Below are 19,631 nucleotides of genomic sequence, written 5' to 3'. Positions count from 1 at the left end.
AAAAGGAGATAAGGCACTTGCAACCATGGGTATACATCGTGCTGGTTGGCGCTGTAGCTATCGTCTATGCCCTGAGACTGCCAGCCCGCAGCAAGAACGAGACAGCGGACCGACAAAGTTTAAAAGAGACCGAAGCCGCGCTTGAGCTGTATATGGCAGACATCGAGCGTGATAATGACAATTTGCTGCAGCTGGTCAGCGGCATCAAGCAGCAGTCCCAGAATAACCGGGCTGCCCTCCAGGAGGAGATTGCCGGTCTGCGGGAGCAGGTGGCCGAACTGCAAAAAAGCTCGCTGCTCCTGGAAGCCCGGCTGACCGCCGAGGAAAAAAGCCTGCTCCAGCTGTCAGCAGCCTTTGGCAAGGGCAGCGCTGCGGGGACGGCGGAGCAGAGCGTCAAGGAGCCTTTAACCGAAGAGCCTGCTCCCAAACCCAAACCAGTCAGTTCGATCAAGCAGCGTTATCCCCGGTTGTTCGAAATGCATGAGCAAGGTAAATCTATTGACTCTATTGCTAAGACGGCAGGTCTGCAGCGCGGAGAAGTCCAGCTGATTCTGCAGCTGGCCAAGCAGGAGGAGTCGGTATGATCAAGAATCGCTCGTTCATGCTTGGCCTTGGTGCCGGACTGATTAGCGGAGCGTTGCTGCTTCAATTGATGCTCGCCGGCGGAGCCGCGCCTATGACCAAAGAGCAACTGCTCAAGGAAGCGGCCAAGCTGAACCTGACAGTAACCGACAAGGCTGCTGATGCACCGGCAGCAGAGGGAGAAGGGGATCAGCAGAGCAAAGATCCCGCTGCGGCGGAAAATCCGGCCGCAACGGCTCCGGCAGGCTCCGCCAAACCTTCTGCATCCCCGCAAGCCTCGCCTGCAGCTTCGCCCAAGGCTGCTTCACAGCCAACCGCTGCTGTAACACCTGCGGAGCCTTCAGCACCTGCTGCACCAAAAACCACGGCCGCAGTGAAACCGCAGGCAACGAAGCTGCCGGTACAAGCTCCCTCCACGCCTGATCCGGCGGCAGCAGGCGGGATTTCCGTCAAGGTCCCTACAGGAGCAACGCTCTCCGGGACCGCTGATCTTTTAGCTGAGGCTGGAGTGATCAAGGATAAGGCAGAGTTTCTCAAAAGCGCCATCAGCCGTAAAATCAATACAAAAATTCAGTATGGCGGCTATAACTTTACAAAGGGAGAAAGCATCGATTCTATCATCGACAAGCTGATTACCGTGAAGTAAACGTAGGCGTAGCAGGGCCCCTAAGAAATTAACATGAAGCGTTGCATACGCTGTTTGAATATGGTATAGTAATAAACGGTGTTAAAACACACGCCGGTTGATTTCGACAAGGGGTGCTTTCTTCTGAAGAAAGTCTTGTAGGAAAATGACACGTGGCGGAGGAGACACACAATAAACCAAACCTAGGAGGTGTGTGAAGATGGCAGTAATCTCCATGAAACAGCTTCTCGAAGCTGGGGTTCACTTCGGTCACCAGACCCGTCGTTGGAATCCAAAGATGGATCGTTATATCTTCACTGAAAGAAACGGAATTTACATTATTGACCTGCAAAAGACAGTCAAAAAGGTAGAGGAAGCTTACAACTTTGTAAAAAGCGTCGCTGGCGACAACGGCACAATCCTATTTGTAGGAACTAAGAAGCAAGCACAGGATTCCGTAAAAGAAGAAGCTGAACGTTCGGGTATGTTCTTCATTAACCAACGTTGGCTGGGTGGTACCCTGACTAACTTCCAGACTATTCAGAAACGGATTGACCGTCTGAAGAAATTGGAACTTTGGGAAGAAGACGGTACCTTCGCAGTTCTGCCTAAGAAAGAAGTTATCCTTCTCCGCAAAGAGAAAGATCGTCTTGAAAAATTCCTGGGCGGTATCAAAAACATGAAAGGCCTGCCTAGCGCGCTGTTCATCATTGACCCGCGTAAAGAGCGCATCGCTGTTGCGGAAGCCCGCAAACTGGGTATCCCAATCGTGGCTATCGTTGATACCAACTGTGATCCAGATGAAATCGACTATGTAATTCCGGGTAATGACGACGCGATCCGCGCCGTGAAATTGCTCACTGGCAAAATGGCTGACGCAGTGGTTGAAGCTCACCAGGGCGAAGATACAACTACAGCTTAAGCAGCAGCCGGGACTTAACAAGAACTTAAATGAAAAGGGTGGTTGGCAGGTGGATAACCTCTCACTGCCCTTTTTTTAGGATAATAGACTTGAAAATGCAATATAACGACAACTATCTGGAGGGAATTAACAATGGCAGTAGATGCAAAAGCAGTAAAAGAACTTCGTGAAAGAACTGGCGCTGGCATGCTGGATTGCAAAAAAGCGCTGGAAGAAGCTAACGGTGATATCACCAAAGCAGCAGAATTGCTTCGTGAAAAAGGTCTTTCCGCAGCTGCTAACAAAGCTGGACGTATTGCAACCGAAGGTGTTGTTGAATCTTACATCCACGCTGGCGGACGCATTGGCGTGCTTGTGGAAATCAACTGCGAAACTGACTTCGTAGGTAAAACGGATTCCTTCAAGGAATTTGCCCGTGATATCGCCATGCAGATCGCAGCAGCCAACCCGCTTTATGTTCGTCGTGAAGAAGTGCCGGCTGAAGCTGTAGAGAAAGAAAAAGAAATTCTGAAGGCTCAAGCGCTGAACGAAGGCAAGCCTGAAAAAATCGTTGAAAAAATGGTGGAAGGCCGCATCAGCAAGTTCTACGAAGAACACTGTCTGCTGGAACAAACCTTTGTGAAAGACCAAGACAAAACGATTTCCCAACTGCTGAACGAAAAAATCAGCACAATCGGAGAAAACATCTCCATCCGCCGCTTTGTCCGATATGAGCTGGGCGAAGGTCTGGAAAAGAAAGTTGACAACTTTGTAGAAGAAGTTATGGCGCAAGTCAATCAATAACAGCACACGGTCTACAGCTTACAGAATTGAATAATGGCAAGCATCAAAAGAGCGGAACACATACACGTAGTGTTCCGTCTTTTGTAAGAAAGTGAGGGTATACAATTGGAACAGCCGGTATTTAAGAGGGTAGTCCTTAAGGTTAGCGGAGAATCTCTCGCAGGTCAAAACGGATATGGCATTGACGCCGATACGATTATTTCCATCGCGGAGCAGGTCAAGGAAGTCGTTGAGCTAGGGGTTCAGGTTGCTATTGTGTGCGGTGGAGGCAATATCTGGCGTGGAATCGCAGGCAGTGCAAGCGGCATTGACCGGGCCACAGCCGATTATATGGGGATGCTGGCGACGGTGATGAACTCCCTTGCTTTGCAGGATGCCCTGGAGCAAATTGATGTGCCGACACGGGTCCAGACTTCGATCGCTATGCAGCAGATTGCTGAACCTTACATTCGCCGCCGGGCGATACGGCATTTGGAGAAGGGCCGTGTAGTTATTTTTGCTGCGGGCACGGGCAATCCGTTCTTCTCTACAGATACGACAGCAGCACTGCGGGCAGCTGAAATCGAAGCGGAAGTTATTCTCATGGCGAAGAATAAAGTGGATGGTGTATACTCCGCTGACCCGTTCAAAGACAGTACCGCCGTGAAATTCGAGCAGCTTACGTATATGGAAGTGCTCAACAAAAATCTTGGAGTTATGGATTCCACCGCTTCCTCTCTGTGCATGGATAATAATATACCGCTCATTGTGTTTGCTATAACAGAGCAAGGCAATATCAAACGTGTCGTTCTCGGTGAGAAGATCGGGACGATTGTTAAAGGGAGTGTAGATTAATGCCACAATCGGTGAAGAAAAATGCCGAAGAGCGTATGGAAAAAGCGATTTTATCTCTAAAACGCGATTTGGCGACACTGCGGGCGGGACGCGCTTCAGCGTCACTTCTGGACCGCATTCAAGTTGAGTATTACGGTGCGCCTACCCCGATCAACCAGCTGGCCAATATCAGCACGCCGGATTCACGGACATTGCTGATTCAGCCTTGGGATAAAACTTCGATGTCCGATATCGAACGTGCGATCCTGAAATCGGATATCGGAATTACTCCGGCGAACGACGGAACAATTATCCGCCTATCCATTCCGCCGCTGACCGAAGAACGCCGCACTGAACTGGTGAAATTCACCAAGAAATTTGGTGAGGAAGCCAAGGTGGCTATCCGCAACATCCGCCGTGATGCCAATGATGACATCAAGAAGATGGAGAAGAACGGAATTTCGGAAGATGAATCCCACGGGCACCAGGAGGACATTCAGAAGTCAACGGATAAGTTCATAGCTGAAGTTGATAAAGTGCTCTTGGCCAAAGAAAAAGAGATTATGGAAGTATAATGGAATTCAAGAGACTTCAGGCCCCTCCGTTTATGGTGGGGTTTGTCTCTTTCTGATAAGAGCTTGGAGGAAACGGAAATGATCAAACGGATTCAAGCGTGGCTGAGCCGTAAAGACAGGCAGGAGCAGCCAGTCGAGATTTCACCGGATAACATCCCCCGGCATGTCGCAGTCATTATGGATGGGAATGGCCGCTGGGCAAAACGGCGCGGCTTGCCGCGAATCGTCGGGCACCAGAACGGGATGAAGGCAGTCAAACGTACCACGATTGCTGCGAATGATCTGGGAGTGGAGTTCTTGACCATGTACGCTTTCTCTACTGAGAACTGGAAACGGCCGAAGGAAGAAGTGGACTTTTTGATGCGTCTGCCAGTGGAGTTTTTGGCTCTGGAGCTGGATGAACTTATCGAAAAAAACGTGCAGGTGCGTGTGATGGGCGATACCGATGCCCTGCCCGCCCATACCCGAAAGGCGATGGAGGAGGCAGTGGACCGGACCAAGCATAATACAGGACTTATATTAAATTTTGCGCTGAATTATGGCTCCCGTAAAGAAATCGAAGACTGCATGCGGGGATTGGGCCGGGATATTCAAGCGGGCTTACTGTCACCGGAGGATATTACTTCTGAACTGATAGACAACAGGCTGATGACCTCAGGTCTGCCTGATCCGGATCTTTTGATCCGTACGAGCGGAGAGATGCGTCTCAGCAACTTTATGCTATGGCAGGTTGCTTATAGTGAATTTTGGTTTACCGATGCCTACTGGCCGGAATTTGATAAAACGCATTTGCTGCAGGCTGTGGCGGAGTACCAGCGACGCACACGCCGTTATGGTGGACTGAAGTAGCCTGATGGGAGATGGGAACCTTTGAAGCAGCGATTGATTACCGGAATTGTTGCCGGAGCGGTGTTTTTGGGATTGTGCTTTTGGGGAGGCTGGCCGTACCAGCTGCTGCTTACAGCTATGGCGCTCATCGGCTATTATGAATTTGTGAAAATGACGGGCACTAGAACCTTCGGCGGTACCGCCTTGTTAGGTTATTTGTCCATAATGTGCTTTATGATCCCATGGGATTTAATGGGCGCTCGAGAATGGTTGTCTTGGGAACAAGGGATTTGGCTACTGCTGCTGTTGTTCCTCTTGGTGACTGTATTCAGCAAGAACAAGCAGGATATTAAAATAACAGCTCTGATGTTTACTGGGATTGTATACATAGGAATGGGTTTTTCCTATATGGCGATTGCCCGCGGTGCAAGTGACGGGCATGGGGTGATCTGGACCTTCCTGCTGCTGTGCTGTATATGGGGAAGTGATGCAGGTGCCTATTTTGTAGGCCGGAGCTTTGGCAGGAACAAGCTGTGGCCGGCAATCAGCCCCAACAAAACAGTAGAGGGGGCGCTTGGAGGCGTATTGATCTCCATTCTGATTGCCGCCTGCTTTGCCTTATTTTTTCCTGATCTGCTGACTGTTGGACGCGCGCTGCTTATCGGGCTTTCATGTGCGGTTCTGGGTCAGCTTGGAGATCTTGTACAGTCAGCCTATAAACGGGTGTACGGTATTAAGGATTCAGGCTCGCTGCTGCCTGGTCATGGAGGGATTCTTGACCGCTGCGACAGCTGGATTATCGTATTTCCTTTCGTACATATCGTAATGCTTATGCCTTACTATTAACGACAGGGAGAAGGTTCTACTTTGAAAAAAATAAGTATTCTCGGCTCTACGGGTTCGATTGGCACGCAGACGCTGGACGTCATTGCCATGCACCCGGATGCCTTCGAAGTGGACGGGCTCTCGGCAGGCAGCAATACAGCCCTGCTCCTGGAACAGGTCCGGCGCTTCAAGCCGCGCCGTGTTTCTGTGTCCACGAAAGAACTGGCCGAGGAGATTAGGTCCAGTCTTCCGCCAGGCGTTGAACTGTTCAGCGGAAACGAAGGAATGGTGGAGATTGCAGCCGGAGGCGAAGCGGACACCGTTGTGACGGCCGTGATGGGCAGTGTAGGTCTGCGGTCAACGCTTGCGGCTATAGAAGCCGGACGTCATATTGGACTTGCCAATAAGGAGACGCTTGTAACAGCCGGACATCTGGTAACAGAGCTGGCTGAACGCAAAGGCGTTCAACTGCTGCCGGTCGACAGCGAGCATTCCGCTATATTTCAATGTCTGAACGGTGAGAACCGTGAAGACATTGCCTGCATCACCCTTACTGCTTCAGGCGGCTCTTTCCGTGACTATACACGGGATCAGCTGAAGCATGTTACGGTTGCAGATGCGCTCCGCCATCCCAACTGGAGCATGGGGGCCAAAATCACGATTGATTCTGCCACCATGGTTAATAAAGGGCTGGAAGTCATTGAAGCCCACTGGCTGTTTGGCCTGCCGTATGAACAGATTCAGGTGCTGCTGCATCCGGAGAGCATTATCCATTCCTACGTGGAGTTCCGGGACAGCAGTATTATTGCCCAGCTGGGCAACCCGGATATGCGGGTGCCTATCCAGTATGCGCTCACTTATCCGGACCGCTGGGCTTCACCGGCGAAACGGCTGTCTTTGGCAGAAGCTCAGCGCCTAACTTTCCGGGAAATGGATTATGCGCGTTTTCCGGCCTTGAAGCTTGCGATCGAGTGCGGCAAGGCCGGCGGGACAGCTACCACTGCGTTTAATGCTGCTAACGAAATCGCGGTTGCCCGCTTCCTGCGTGATGAAATTCCTTTTTTGCGGATTGAAGAGATTATTGAAGAAGTGCTTCAGCATCATGAACTGGCAGCCCATCCGAATCTGGAACAAATTGAGGACTGTGACCGGGCAGCCCGTGAGCTCGCGGGCAAGCTATAAAACCATGAAAATCAAGGTTTAGACCAGAAATCTTTGCTTTACCCTGAAAAATAGGCTGGAGCTGGTGATTCTCTTGTGCAAGGTCTTGGAATAATGATAAATTAAGAGGACATACTTCGGTCTTACACCTAAAGGGGGAAAGTTACGCATGGAAATGGTAAGAGTCGTTTTTTTAACGGTGCTTATGTTCTTTGTACTGGTAACAGTACATGAGTGGGGGCATTATTATTTTGCCAAACGCGCCGGTATTCTCGTGCGGGAATTTGCTATCGGTTTCGGCCCGAAACTGTTTTCTTATAAACGCAATGAAACTCAGTTCACCCTTCGTCTGCTTCCCTTTGGGGGATATGCGCGGATGGCTGGTGAAGACCCGGAGATCATTGAGATTGGCCCCGGGCAGACCATAGCCGTAAGACTCGGACAAGATAACAAAGTCAAGAACATTTACCTGGATTCCCTCGATACACGCAGAAATGTAATCCGTGGGGAAGCGCAGTATACAGATCTGGAGAATGAATTGAAAATCCGCCTTGATGTGGATGGGGAAGTAACTGTCTATGATGTTCATCCCCAAGCCATGCTGATCAAGGGTAACCAGCAGACGCAGATTGCGCCCAAGGACCGCCAGTTTGGCAGCAAAACGGTGGGTCAGCGCGCTATAGCGATTTTTGCCGGACCGGTGATGAACTTCCTGCTGGCCTTTGTACTGTTCGCTGTCCATCTGCAAATGGCCGGAATTAAGATTGAAAACCCTACGTATGTGAAGATTGGTGATGTAAGTGCGAACATGCCGGCAGAAGAAGCCGGACTGCAGAAGGGTGATATCGTCGTATCCATAAACGGGGAGAAAATTGGCGGGGATTATCAGAAGATGATTTCGCTGACGTCAGCGTCCAAAGGCAAGGAAATGCAATGGACCCTTCAGCGCGGCGAAGAAACCTATAATGTATCTATGATTCCCCGCAGCATGGAGGGTGAAGAAGGCGGCAAAGTAGGGATTACCCCTGAACTGCCTACCCGTAAAGCCGGTTTTGGAGAGACGATAACCAAATCAGGCACAGCTATGGTGGATACCACCAAGCTGATCTTCATCGGATTCAAGCAGCTGATCAACAAGTTCAACATGAACGACATCTCCGGTCCTGTAGGCACATTCCAGATGACCGGCCAGATTGCGCAGCAGGGGATTCAATATCTGACCTATTGGGCGGCAATTCTTAGCCTGTACCTGGGAATATTCAATCTGCTGCCTATTCCGGCGCTGGACGGAAGCCGTCTCGTCTTCCTGGGGGTAGAGGCGCTGCGCGGCAAGCCGGTCGATCCAAGCCGGGAAGGCATGGTTCATTTTGTGGGCTTTGCCCTGCTGTTCCTCGTGATGATTGCCGTTACTTATAATGATATATTGCGCCTCATCAGCGGTTGATTTTTTTGTGGGGCGAAATTAGGAGGATTTCAAGAAATGGCCAAAGATAAACAGTTCGTTACGGAGATCACGCCGCAGGGCGAGGATTTCTCACGCTGGTATATTGATGTAATCAAAAAAGCGGATTTGATGGACTACTCTCCGGTCCGCGGCTGTATAGTGTTCAAACCGGACGGATTTGAAATCTGGGAGCATATCCAGGAGGAAATGAACCGCCGCTTCAAGGAGACCGGGCACCGGAACGCTTATTTTCCAATGTTCATTCCGGAGAGCTTTTTCCAGAAGGAAAAGGATCATATTGAAGGCTTCAACCCCGAACTGCCTTGGGTAACGGAAGCGGGCGGGGATCAATTGGAAGAACGTCTGGCGATCCGTCCGACTTCGGAAACGATGATCGGCCATATGTATTCCAAATGGATTCAGTCTTACCGGGATCTGCCGGTCCTGATCAACCAATGGGCCAACGTAGTCCGCTGGGAGAAACGGACACTGCCTTTCATCCGCACGAGCGAGTTTCTCTGGCAGGAAGGCCACACCGCCCATGAAAATGAGACTGAAGCGCGTGAAGAAACGATGCAGATGCTGGAGATTTACCGTGATTTTGTAGAAGGCTATCTGGCGATACCGGTCATTACCGGCCAGAAGACGCCTTCGGAACGTTTTGCCGGTGCGGTAGATACGTATTCCATTGAAGCGATGATGAAAGACGGGCGTGCCGTTCAGGCCGGAACCTCGCATTATCTGGGCACCAAATTTGCGGTTGCGTTTGAAATCCAGTATCTGAGCCGGGACAACGTGCTTGAGTATGTACATACCACTTCCTGGGGGACAAGCACACGCCTGATCGGTTCGATGATTATGGTTCACGGTGATGACCGCGGGCTTGCACTGCCTCCTAAAGTTGCGCCTACTCAAGTCATTATGATTCCGATCGGCCCTCCCAAAACCCGTGACGCCGTCATTGGCCGGACGGATGAGCTGTTCAAAGAGCTCAAAAGCGCAGGCATCCGGGTGCGTGTGGACGACCGGGCAGATGTGACTCCGGGCTGGAAATTCAATGAGTACGAAATGCGCGGAGTGCCAGTCCGTCTGGAGCTGGGGCCGCGTGATATGGAGAACGGCGTTTGTGTGCTGGTCTCGCGGATCAGCGGTGAGAAGAAGGTTATTCAGCAGGAGAACCTGGTGCAAGAAGTGCAGGCGATGCTGGAGCAGGTGCATAACGAGATGTTCGAGCGCGCGCTGAAATTCCGTGAGGATCATTTTTATTCGGTAGATACGCTCGATGAAATGAAGGCTTCCATGGAAGAGAAACGCGGCTTTGCGCTGGCAGGCTGGTGCGGCTCCGAGGAATGCGAATCCAAGGTCAAGGAAGAAACCGGCGCAACCAGCCGCAACATTCCGTTTAACCCTGCAGAGAACAAGCAAGTCTGCATTTGCTGCGGCAAGCCGGCAGCGCATACGGTTGTTTTTGCCAAAGCCTATTAATTTGCTTCTGTATTGTTTATGATTATGATTCAAGCACGTAAATCTAGCTTCTGGTGAGAGGAGTCGGCGGGCCGAAAGAACCCAAAGCTTTTTGACCCGGAAGCTTTTTACAATCTGATTTTTATTTTATTCGGGGATTGGGCATTTTTATCATTGCGTAAGTTAGGTGGGGGAAGCATGGAACAGAACGAGGAGAGAAGAAAGCGGTTCGAGCTTTTGATGAAGCAGGGAGAAATTCCGCCCGCAATCATTGATCCCTACTTCTTGGACGGACACATTGAACGTGTGGAGATCAGCCGCGGCAATCATGATTGGCATATTGTTATTGTCAAAGAAAGTTTGGTTCCGGCCCAGACGTACCGGACCTTTGTACTCAGAATGCGTGAGAAGCTGCAGCATATTGCCAAAGTCAGCTTTTTGTTCCTATATGATGAAAAAATCAGCAGAGCGGAGCTTGTGCAGGAATATTGGGGGCTTTTTCTGGAATGGGTGCAGCGGGAGATTCCTTCTGTGAATGGCTGGCTGACGCGTTCCACTCAAGAACTGCAGGACGGTACGCTGGTGCTGAGCCTGAACGATTCCATGTCGCTCGAATTGGCCCGTAAAAAAGGCATCGAAGGCGCGATTGTGAAATTTTACGATAAATTTTTCGGCCTCTCCCTGAAGGTTAAGCTGCAGATTACCGAGAATGAGAGCAAAGCGGATGCCTATGAGGAATTCCAGCAGAAGCTGCAGCAGGAGCAACGGGAGCTGGTGGAAATGATGATGATGGCCAGCGAGCCGGACGAGCCTGAAGACGAAGGGGATCCGAACGAAGTGATCAAGCTCCAGGTAGGGTATGAGATCAAGGAGCAGGCTGTACCGATCATTGAAATCCAGGATGAAGAAAAGAAAATCACAATCCAGGGAACCATCTTCGGCCTTGAGAGTAAAGAGCTGCGCAACGGCAATACGCTGTTCACTTTCTGCATCACGGACTTTACGGATTCGCTGCAAATCAAAATGTTTGCCAAGACGAAGGAAGATCTGAAGATCATGGGCCAACTGGCGAACGGCAAATGGGTCAGAGCACGCGGCAAAGTGGAATACGACCGTTTTATGCAGATTCCCGAGCTGGTCATGATTCCTTCAGATCTGTGCGAGGTGCAGGCGCCTCCTGCCCGTAAAGATCTGGCTCCGGTGAAACGGGTAGAATTCCATCTGCATACGACAATGAGCACGATGGATGCGGTCACACCGATTGATGCCTATGTCAAAACAGCCGCAAAATGGGGGCATCCGGCGATCGCCGTCTCGGATCACGGTGTCGTCCAGAGTTTCCCGGATGCAGATCATGCCGCCCACAAGCACAAAATCAAAATGCTCTACGGGGTGGAAGCCAATGTCGTTAATGATTCGGTGAATATTGTCGAGAATCCGCAGCCGCTTGACCTGAAGAAAGCTACTTATGTTGTGTTCGATATCGAGACCACCGGTTTGTCGATTACGCGCAATAATATTACAGAGCTGGCGGCTGTCAAAATGTGTGAAGGCAAGGAGCTGGACCGTTATACGACATTCGTCAATCCGCATGAAAAAATCCCGTACCATATTCAGCAGCTGACCAACATCACCGATGAAATGGTGAAGGATGCTCCGGATCTGGAGCCTGTGCTGGAGGAGTTCGTGGAATTTGTCGGGGACAGCGTCCTGGTCGCCCATAATGCCAGATTTGATATGGGGTTTATCCAGGCATCACTGACAAAGCTGGGCAAGCCGGTATTGCCGAACCCCTCGCTGGATACCCTGGAGCTGGCCCGTCTCTTGTTCCCAAGCATGAAGAACCACCGGCTGAACACATTGGCGGATAAATATAAAGTTCTGCTGGAGAGCCATCACCGTGCGGTGGATGATACCGTGGCACTGGGGGGCATTTTGAACGGCTTGCTGGCTGACGCGGAAAAGCTGAAGAACATCACCCGTCTGGAGCGGCTGAATGATTATGTCGGCAACGATCTCTCCAATGTCCGGCCGTTCCACTGCGGTATATATGCACTTAATCCGGCTGGGAAAAAGAACCTGTATAAGCTGATTTCCATGTCACATACAGAATATTACAAGCGCGTGCCTTGCATTCCAAAATCCAAGCTTGAAGAGCACAGGGATGGCTTGCTGGTGATTTCCGGGTGTGAACGGGGAGAGTTTTTCGAAGCGGTGCTGAACAAGACCACTGAAGAAGCGATGGAAGTCGCGCAATTTTACGATGTGCTTGAGATCCAGCCGCTGACCATGTACATGCACCTGGTGGATAAGGGGTTTGTGGCCAGTCCGGAGGATTTGCGTGACGTTGTGCGCAAAATCTGTGAGATTGGCGAACAGATGAACAAGCCGGTTATTGCCACCGGAAATGTACATTATCTGGAGCCGCGGGACAAGCTGTTCCGCGATATTACGATTCATGGCATCACCGGCTTCAGCCCGCTGAAGGACCAGCGTAAGCCGGACGCCCATTTCCGTACGACGGATGAAATGCTGGCTGAATTTGAATTCCTCGGTGCGGAAAAAGCGCTGGAGGTTGTTGTTACTAACACTGTAGCGCTGGCTGAGCGTTTTGAGGAATATCCGCTTTTCCCGAGCGAGCTGTTCACACCTATTATTGAAGGTGCCGACGAAGAAATCCGCAATACCTGCTACAATACAGCCAAATCCATCTATGGGGAAGAGCTGCCTGAGGTCGTCGTCGCCCGGCTCGAAAAAGAACTTGCCCCGATTATCAAATACGGCTTCTCTGCCAACTATCTGATCTCGGAACGGCTGGTAAAAAAATCGAATCAGGACGGCTATCTGGTAGGCTCCCGTGGTTCCGTAGGATCGTCTGTAGTAGCAACCTTCCTTGGGATCTCTGAGGTAAATCCGCTGCCGGCGCATTATATCTGTGTCAATCCGGAATGCCGGCACAGCGAGTGGTTCCTTGACGGCAGTGTGCCGAGCGGCTTCGACCTCCCGGACAAGGATTGCCCGAACTGTGGAGGCAAGCTCAGAGGTGAAGGGCAGGATATTCCTTTTGAAACCTTCCTCGGGTTCAAGGGAGATAAGGTTCCCGATATCGATCTTAACTTTTCGGGTGAATATCAGCCGAATGCCCATAATTTCACCAAGACTATGTTTGGACCGGACAATGTTTTCCGGGCAGGTACGATCGGTACAGTAGCCGAAAAAACTGCCTTCGGCTTCACAAAGAAATACGAGGAGCATCATCAGAAGCGCTGGCGCGGAGCCGAGGTCGGGCGTCTGGCGGCAGGCTGCACAGGGGTGAAACGGAGCACAGGCCAGCATCCCGGCGGGATCGTCGTTTTGCCGGATTATATGGAGATCGAAGATATTACGCCGGTGCAGTACCCTGCGGATGACGTCACTGCCGAATGGAAGACAACCCATTTCGATTACCACGCGTTCGATGCGAACCTGCTGAAGCTCGATATTCTGGGACACGATGATCCGACCATGATGCGTATGCTTCAGGATTTGACGGGCGTGGACCCGACGACCATTCCGATGAATGATCCCAAGGTGATGAGCATGTTCAACTCCACGGAGGCGCTTGGAGTCAGTCCCGAGCAGATCCGCACACCGGTAGCCACGTATGGAGTGCCGGAGATGGGGACCAAATTTGTCCGGCAGATGCTTGTAGAGTCGAAGCCGTCAAGCTTTGCCGACCTGCTGCAGATCTCCGGGCTGTCCCACGGAACAGGGGTATGGCTGGGGAACGCACAGGAGCTTATCAAGAACAACACCTGCAACATCAAGACGGTTATCGGCTGCCGGGATGATATCATGCTCTACCTGATCTACAAGGCGGGAATGGACGCAGGCCTGGCCTTCAAAATTACCGAGAGTGTCCGTAAGGGCAAGGGCTTGTCCGCCGAATGGATCGAGGAAATGAAGAAATGCAAGGTTCCCGGATGGTATATTGATTCCTGTCTGAAGATCCAGTACATGTTCCCGAAGGCGCATGCTGCCGCCTATGTTATTTCCGCAGTACGAACCGCTTACTTCAAGCTGTATCATCCTATTGAATATTATGCGACCTATTTTTCGGTCCGGGCGGCCGATTTTGACATTGAATTATGCTGCAAAGGCTATGAGGCGATCGGCCGGCAAATCGTAGAAATTGAGCAGAAAGGCTTCCAGGCGCTGCCGAAGGAAAAAGCGATGCTGCCTGTGCTGGAAATGGCCCTGGAGATGACCGCTCGCGGCTTCACCTTCAAGAATATCGATTTGTACCGTTCCGACGCCACCAAATTTACCGTCGACGGCACCAGCCTGATTCCTCCGTTCTCTTCTCTGGCGGGGATCGGGGAGAATGCTGCCATTAATATCGCTGCCGCCAAGGAAGCGGGAGAGTTTCTGTCCATTGAAGATTTCCAGCAGAAGTCGAAGGCGAGCAAAACGGTTGTCGAACTGCTGAACGGCATGGGCTGCTTCCGCGGATTGCCGGAGAGCAACCAGCTTTCACTATTTTAAGAGCCCCACAAAGTGGAGTTTAACACCCTTTTTATGCCCTCCCGAACGAGGCAGTCAAGGGCCGGCACTTGTCAGTGATGATGCACTATGGTATAATTTTTTTGGTAATAATGAGATAAGTCCGTTGTGTAAAGAGTGGGGAAACCCACTCTTTATCTTTGGTATATAGCAAAAGACAAGTTCGTGGAGGTTATTTTCTTTTGAGCACACCCAAATCCAAAATTAAACAAACGGTAGAGCAGATGCTCGGGCCCTATCTCGAGGACAATGGTTTCGAACTGGTGGACGTTGAATATGTGAAGGAAGGCTCCAACTGGTTTTTGCGCATATTCGTGGACAAAGAAGGCGGCATTGATATTGATGACTGCGGGACCATCAGCGAATATTTCAGCCAGAAGCTGGATGAGAATGATCCTATACCTGAGGCGTATTTCCTTGAGGTTTCCTCGCCGGGTGCTGAACGTCCGCTCAAAAAAGCTGCGGATGTTGCCAAAGCGGTTGGCAAGGACGTCTATGTAACGGTATATGAACCGATTCAAGGACTCAAGGAATTCGAAGGTCGTTTGCTTTCGTTCGAGAACGAGGAACTGCTCATCTCCGCGGGCAAAAAAGAACATGTTGTACCGTACGCCAAAGTCGCCAGTGCGAGATTGGCCATTATTTTTTAACGTCTTGAAAGGGGGACCGGAATTTCATGAGTATGGATTTTATCGAAGCTATGAATGAACTGGAAAGAGAGAAGGGCATCAGCAAGGATGTGTTGTTCGAAGCCATTGAAGCTGCGCTGATCTCAAGCTATAAACGCAACTTCAATGCCGCGCAGAATGTGCGTGTGGACATGAACCGCAACACAGGCGTAATCAAGGTGTTCGCCCGCAAGCTGATTGTCGAGGAAGTGCTGGATGCCCGCACCGAAATCTCGCTGATGTCCGCGCGTGAGATCAACCCGCATTTCCAGCTGGAGGATATCGCCGAGCTTGAAGTAACGCCGCGTGATTTCGGCCGCATTGCCGCTCAGACGGCCAAGCAAGTCGTGACCCAGCGCATTCGTGAAGCGGAGCGCGGATTGATCTATAATGCTTTTATCGACAAGGAAGATGACATTGTTACCGGCCTAGTGCAGCGTCAGGATATGCGCAACATCTATGTGGACCTGGGCAAAATCGAAGCAGTGCTGCCGCTCAGCGAACTGATGCCGGGTGAGAAATTCAAGCAAAGCGAACGTATCAAGGCCTATATCACCAAGGTTGAGAACACGACCAAAGGGCCGCAGATCATGCTGTCCCGCAGTCATCCCGGACTCTTGAAACGCCTGTTCGAGCTTGAGGTTCCGGAAATTTTTGACGGTGTCGTCGAAATTCGTTCCGTGGCCCGTGAAGCCGGATTCCGTTCCAAGATTGCCGTCTTCTCGCGCAACCCGGAAGTGGACCCGGTCGGTTCATGCGTAGGCCCTAGAGGCACGCGTGTTCAGACAATCGTCACTGAGCTTCGCGGCGAGAAAATTGATATTGTCCGTTATTCCGATACGGTTCAGGAGTATGTGGCGAACGCGCTTAGCCCGTCCAAGGTGCTTGAGGTTCAGGTCTTTGAAGCGGAGAAAATGGCCCGTGTCATTGTTCCTGACTATCAATTGTCGCTGGCCATCGGCATTAAAGGGCAGAATGCCCGCCTTGCCGCCAAGCTGACCGGCTGGAAAATTGATATCAAGAGCGAAAGCCAGGCAGAGCAGGAATACGGCAGACCAAGAACTTCTAATGATGAAATGCATCAGGATTCCGTCTCCATTGACTAATCAACCTGCTCTATTTTAGAGGGGAGGCGATTGACATGAAACAGCGTAAGGTGCCGATGCGCAAATGCGTTGCCAGCCAGGAGATGATGCCCAAAAAAGAGCTGATTCGCGTGGTGAGAACGCCGGAGGGCGAAGTGCTGATTGACCTGACAGGCAAAAAGTCGGGCCGCGGCGCTTATATATGCGGCAAACTGGAATGTTTTAAGCTGGCACAAAAGAACAAGGCGCTTGACCGTGCACTCAAATGTCAAGTGAGTCCGGAAATTTATGCCCAGCTTGCCCGGGATTTTGCATCCGTGGAGGAGCAGTTTCTGGCAGCGAAGGATAGTGAGGACAATGAGTAAGGCGCTTTCTTATTTAGGGCTTGCCATGCGAGCGGGCAAGATTGTCACCGGCGACGAAGCTGTGCTGAAAGCGGTACGGTCTTCGGAGGCGAGGCTGGTCGTCCTGGCGGGTGACGCTTCAGAAAATACTCAGAAAAAGTTCCGTGACAAGTGCGGAACCTACGATATTCCACTAGTAATCGCATTTCACCGGGATGAGCTCGGTGCAAGTATTGGTAAAGACCAGCGCGTAGTGCTGGCCGTTACGGATAAAGGATTCGCGGAAATGATCTCCAGAGTGCTGGGAGATACTGTCGGAGGTGGAGCTATTGACTAAAGAAGACAATAAGGATAAGCTGCGCGTGTATGAATACGCGAAATCGCTCAACATGAGCAGTAAAGAAATTATTACAATTCTGAAGCGTTTGAATGTCCCTGTGAATAATCATATGAGTGTCATGGAGAATGGCTCCGTGAGCAAAGTGGAACAGTTCTTCAAGGATATCAAGTCAAATGCTGCAGCCAAGCGGGATAGCGGAACCAGCAGCCGTCCGGCATCTGCCGGAACGGTAACCGCTGAACCCCAGAGCGCTCAGAATGCCAACAAAAATCAACCGGAAAAGCAGGTAGGTATGAACAGTAACCAAAACAACAACCAATCGACGACGTCCCCAAGGCCCCAAAGCGGACAAGATTCCCGCAGAGCAACATCAGGTTCAACACAAAATTCACGTCCGCACAGCAGCACAGGCGGCAACCGCCCGCAAGGCAGCACAAACGGCAGCCGTTCGCAAGGCAGCTCCAATAACGGCCGTCCGCAGGGCAATTCCACAGGCGGCAGCCGTCCGCAAGGCAATTCCGCGGGCAACCGTTCACAAGGCAGCACAAACGGCAGCCGTCCGCAAGGCAGCTCTACGGGCAGCCGCCCGCAAGGCCAAGGCGGCGGTGCGCCGCGTACGGGCGACCGTACACAGGGTCAAGGCGGAGCACGTACAGCTGACAGCCGTCCACAAGGCCAAGGCGGCGGTGATTTCTCCCGCGGCGGCGACAGAGGACCCAAGAAGAACACAACCGGAGGCAGACCGAATAACAACAGCGGTCAAAAACGGTTTGAAGACGGCAAAGGCGGCAATTTCCGCGGCCGGGGCGGTAAAAACAACCGTGGCCGGAACAATCAGCCGGTGGAACGCCGTGAGAAGATCGACAACACGCCTAAGAAAATCATTGTCCGCGGCAGCATGACTGTGGGCGAAACTGCCAAACTGCTCCATAAGGATGCTTCTGAAGTCATCAAGAAGCTGATTTCCATGGGGGTTATGGCTACAATTAACCAGGAGCTCGACATTGACACGATTCTGCTGCTCTCCAGCGAATTCGGAGTGGAAGTAGAAGTGAAGATTCCAGTGGATGAAGACAGCTTCGAGACGGTGGAAGAGAACGATTCCGAAGAGGATCTGCAGACTCGTCCGCCGGTCGTAACCATCATGGGTCACGTTGACCATGGTAAAACGACCTTGCTGGATGCCATTCGTTCTACGAATGTAACCGGCGGGGAAGCTGGCGGGATTACCCAGCATATCGGTGCTTATCAAGTCGAAATCAACCATAAAAAAATCACGTTCCTCGATACACCAGGCCACGAAGCGTTTACCGCGATGCGTGCCCGTGGTGCCCAGGTAACGGATATGACCATTATCGTAGTCGCTGCCGATGACGGTGTAATGCCGCAGACGGTAGAAGCAATCAACCATGCCAAGGCTGCAGGCCTGCCGATCATTGTTGCTGTCAACAAGATCGACAAGCCGGGTGCAGACCCTGACCGGGTGAAGCAGGAGCTTACCAACTATGAGCTGGTGCCGGAAGAGTGGGGCGGAGACACCATCTTCGTCAACCTGTCTGCCAAACAGCGCATCAACCTTGAAGAGCTGCTGGAGATGATTCTGCTCGTGGCTGAAGTGAATGAGTACAAAGCTAACCCTGACAAGCGGGCGCGCGGTACTGTCATTGAAGCAGAGCTTGATAAGAACCGTGGACCGGTTGCCCGGATTCTCGTGCAGAATGGTACGCTGAAAGTCGGCGACGCCTTTGTAGCAGGGAACTGCTTCGGACGTGTGCGCGCCATGGTGAATGACAAAGGACGCAAGATCAAGGAAGCAGGCCCTTCCACACCGGTGGAAATTACCGGTCTGACTGAAGTTCCGCAAGCCGGCGATCCGTTCATGGCGTTTGAAGATGAGCGTAAAGCCCGTGCGATTGCAGACAGACGTTCCACGTCGCAGCGCCAGTCTGAGCTGAATACGAACACCCGGGTAACCCTGGATGATCTGTTCAAGCACATCAAGGAAGGCGAGATCAAAGACCTGAACGTAATCATCAAAGGTGACGTGCAGGGTTCGGTTGAGGCGCTCAAAGGCTCTTTAGCCAAAATTGAAGTTGAAGGCGTGCGTGTGAAGATTATCCATAGTGGTGCGGGTGCGATTACAGAATCCGACATTACGCTGGCGGCAGCTTCCAATGCGATCGTAATCGGCTTCAATGTGCGTCCGGATGCCCAGACCAAAGCTGCAGCAGAGCAGGAAAAAGTGGATGTCCGTCTGCACAACATCATTTACAATGTCATCGAAGAAATTGAAAGTGCCATGAAAGGCATGCTTGATCCCGTCTACAAAGAGAACATTATCGGCCATGCCGAAGTGCGCAACGTCTTCAAAATCAGCAAAGTGGGGACCATTGCAGGTTGTATGGTTACTTCCGGCAAAATTACCCGCAATGCCGAAATGCGCCTGATCCGCAGCGGTATTGTAGTCTTCCAAGGCAAGATCGACACCTTGAAACGTTTCAAAGATGATGCCAAAGAAGTGGCACAGGGTTATGAATGTGGCATAACTTTGGAACGCTATAATGATGTCGTCGAAGGCGACATTATCGAAGCGTTTATCATGGAGACGGTTGAGCGCTAAGCGAAGAGGT

At 51.4% G+C, this 19,631-nt stretch carries 16 protein-coding genes and 1 pseudogene; all 17 read left to right on the top strand.

Features of this window, described 5'->3' with window-relative positions:
* Positions 1–17 precede the first annotated feature (17 nt).
* The 17 genes and pseudogenes from PRIO_RS19895 to infB all read left to right on the top strand — a co-directional run bounded on the left by PRIO_RS19895 (position 18) and on the right by infB (position 19,621).
* Entirely contained in the window at positions 18–584 is a 567-nt protein-coding gene (locus tag PRIO_RS19895) for a hypothetical protein (RefSeq protein WP_020434095.1), read from the top strand.
* A complete protein-coding gene (locus PRIO_RS33995; protein ID WP_020434094.1) occupies positions 581–1,228 on the top strand; it encodes an MltG/YceG/YrrL family protein in 648 nt (215 codons plus the stop codon). Before PRIO_RS19895 ends, PRIO_RS33995 begins: the two co-directional genes overlap by 4 nt.
* Before the next feature lie 199 nt (positions 1,229–1,427).
* Positions 1,428–2,129: a 30S ribosomal protein S2 gene (gene rpsB, locus PRIO_RS19885; protein ID WP_020434093.1), complete on the top strand. Its 702-nt coding sequence runs from the start codon at positions 1,428–1,430 to the stop codon at positions 2,127–2,129.
* A 132-nt stretch (positions 2,130–2,261) separates the two neighbouring features.
* Positions 2,262–2,912, top strand: a complete 651-nt coding sequence (gene tsf / locus PRIO_RS19880; protein WP_020434092.1) for a translation elongation factor Ts — start codon at positions 2,262–2,264, stop codon at positions 2,910–2,912.
* A 105-nt stretch (positions 2,913–3,017) separates the two neighbouring features.
* Entirely contained in the window at positions 3,018–3,746 is a 729-nt protein-coding gene (gene pyrH / locus PRIO_RS19875) for a UMP kinase (RefSeq protein ID WP_020434091.1), read from the top strand.
* Positions 3,746–4,300 (top strand): ribosome recycling factor, encoded by a 555-nt coding sequence (gene frr, locus PRIO_RS19870; protein ID WP_020434090.1) that lies wholly within the window; start codon positions 3,746–3,748, stop codon positions 4,298–4,300. The genes pyrH and frr overlap by 1 nt, the downstream gene beginning before the upstream one ends.
* A 78-nt stretch (positions 4,301–4,378) precedes the next feature.
* Positions 4,379–5,149: an undecaprenyl pyrophosphate synthase gene (locus tag PRIO_RS19865; RefSeq protein WP_020434089.1), complete on the top strand. Its 771-nt coding sequence runs from the start codon at positions 4,379–4,381 to the stop codon at positions 5,147–5,149.
* A 21-nt stretch (positions 5,150–5,170) separates the two neighbouring features.
* Positions 5,171–5,974: a phosphatidate cytidylyltransferase gene (locus tag PRIO_RS19860; protein WP_020434088.1), complete on the top strand. Its 804-nt coding sequence runs from the start codon at positions 5,171–5,173 to the stop codon at positions 5,972–5,974.
* A gap of 21 nt (positions 5,975–5,995) precedes the next feature.
* Positions 5,996–7,135 (top strand): 1-deoxy-D-xylulose-5-phosphate reductoisomerase, encoded by a 1,140-nt coding sequence (locus tag PRIO_RS19855; RefSeq protein WP_020434087.1) that lies wholly within the window; start codon positions 5,996–5,998, stop codon positions 7,133–7,135.
* A gap of 148 nt (positions 7,136–7,283) precedes the next feature.
* Complete coding sequence (gene rseP, locus PRIO_RS19850; protein WP_046504304.1) at positions 7,284–8,558, top strand: RIP metalloprotease RseP; 1,275 nt, start codon at positions 7,284–7,286, stop codon at positions 8,556–8,558.
* A 36-nt stretch (positions 8,559–8,594) separates the two neighbouring features.
* Positions 8,595–10,043 (top strand): proline--tRNA ligase, encoded by a 1,449-nt coding sequence (proS, locus tag PRIO_RS19845; RefSeq protein ID WP_020434085.1) that lies wholly within the window; start codon positions 8,595–8,597, stop codon positions 10,041–10,043.
* A gap of 177 nt (positions 10,044–10,220) precedes the next feature.
* Positions 10,221–14,546 carry a PolC-type DNA polymerase III gene (locus tag PRIO_RS19840; protein WP_046504301.1) on the top strand — a complete coding sequence of 1,442 codons (4,326 nt, stop codon included), beginning with the start codon at positions 10,221–10,223 and terminating at the stop codon, positions 14,544–14,546.
* Positions 14,547–14,746: 200 nt separating this feature from the next.
* Entirely contained in the window at positions 14,747–15,214 is a 468-nt protein-coding gene (gene rimP / locus PRIO_RS19835; RefSeq protein ID WP_020434082.1) for a ribosome maturation factor RimP, read from the top strand.
* A gap of 26 nt (positions 15,215–15,240) precedes the next feature.
* Positions 15,241–16,338 (top strand): transcription termination factor NusA, encoded by a 1,098-nt coding sequence (gene nusA / locus PRIO_RS19830; protein WP_020434081.1) that lies wholly within the window; start codon positions 15,241–15,243, stop codon positions 16,336–16,338.
* Between the two features lie 35 nt (positions 16,339–16,373).
* Entirely contained in the window at positions 16,374–16,682 is a 309-nt protein-coding gene (gene rnpM / locus PRIO_RS19825) for an RNase P modulator RnpM (protein ID WP_020434080.1), read from the top strand.
* Positions 16,675–16,993, top strand: a pseudogene (locus PRIO_RS19820) (YlxQ family RNA-binding protein); the annotation flags it as partial. The gene rnpM and the pseudogene PRIO_RS19820, both read left to right, overlap by 8 nt.
* Positions 16,991–19,621, top strand: coding sequence for a translation initiation factor IF-2 (gene infB, locus PRIO_RS19815; protein WP_046504296.1), 2,631 nt, complete (start codon positions 16,991–16,993; stop codon positions 19,619–19,621). The pseudogene PRIO_RS19820 and the gene infB, both read left to right, overlap by 3 nt.
* Positions 19,622–19,631: the final 10 nt, after the last annotated feature.

Origin of the sequence: Paenibacillus riograndensis SBR5 (assembly GCF_000981585.1) — a bacterium.
Taxonomy (GTDB): domain Bacteria; phylum Bacillota; class Bacilli; order Paenibacillales; family Paenibacillaceae; genus Paenibacillus_AQ; species Paenibacillus_AQ riograndensis.
The sequence above is the reverse complement of the archived record's forward strand: the minus strand, read 5'-3'. Positions and strand labels throughout refer to the sequence as shown.